1 protein-coding gene is annotated in these 1,140 nt (G+C 68.9%); it reads left to right on the forward strand.

Annotation, left to right across the window (positions count from 1 at the left end; all coding sequences use genetic code 11):
- Positions 1–1,140 (forward strand): FG-GAP and VCBS repeat-containing protein (locus C3492_RS43800; RefSeq protein WP_103818112.1); only part of this gene is annotated, 1,140 nt, incomplete at both ends.

Here is a 1,140-nt window from a genome sequence, read left to right on the forward strand (position 1 = left end):
CCCGGCACCAGGTGCTGGCCAGCGACCCGGGCACCGACGAGGGAGACCTGGCCCCCATCTTCGGAGACTTGATGGCACCGGGCGACCTGGACGGCGACGGCTACGACGACCTCGTGGTGAGCTACGACTGGCTCCCGAAGGTGTCGATCATCTGGGGCGGCCCCAAGGGGCTGTCCGACCGCACGCCCCTCCCGTCCGACCTCATCCCGAGGATCGTGGGTGACTTCGACGGCGACGGCAAGAACGACCTCATCGCCACAACGGGGACCGTCGACAACCCGGAGACCCGGCTGTTCCGGGGGCCGTTCGGCCGGGACGGCACGAACGCCTCGACCAGCGTCGTGAACACCGGGATCAAGGGCTCTCTGTCGGCCGGGGACGTCAACGGCGACCACGTGCTCGATCTGCTTTCCGTGGGAAGGCGCGGCGTCAACGGCCCCGCTGACGCCTCCTTGGTGCTCGGTTCGAAGAACGGCTTCGGGCCCGCCAAGGACTTCTCGACCATGGTCAACTCCGGGAGCATCGCGGACGTCGACGGCGACGGCTACGGGGACGTCGTCCTCGGTGCCGGGCTGGAGGGCTACCAGCCCAAGGGCGTCGTGGGGGGTTCGGTCATCGTCCAGTACGGCAGCGCGGGCGGCGTGAGCACCACCCGCAAGCCGGTCCGCATCAGCCAGGACACCGCCGGTGTGCCCGGCACCGGTGAGGCGTACGACCGGTTCGGCTACGACCTGGACACCGGCGACGTCGACGGTGACGGCTACGCCGACGTCGCGATCGGTGTGATGCAGGAGAGCATCTCCGGGGTCAGCACGACCGGCGCGGTGACCGTGCTGCGCGGCTCGGCCAAGGGCCTGACCGCGACCGGCGCGGTGTCCTGGCACCAGAACACGGCCGGGGTGCCGGGCGTCAACGAGCCGTACGACATGTTCGGCTCGCAGGTCTCCCTGGTCGACATGAACGGTGACGGACGAAGCGAGCTCGCCGTCGGCACGGATCACGAGAACGCGAACGAGGGCAACCTCTGGTACTTCAGGTCCGGCAGCAAGGGCCTGAGCACGAACCAGGTCGTCTCCATCGGTCCCAAGACCGTCGGACTGACGGCCAAACACCGCTTCTTCGCCCGCTGGCTGACCAAGT

The organism is Streptomyces sp. Ru62 (assembly GCF_002920615.1).
In the GTDB taxonomy this organism is placed as follows: Bacteria; Actinomycetota; Actinomycetes; order Streptomycetales; family Streptomycetaceae; genus Streptomyces.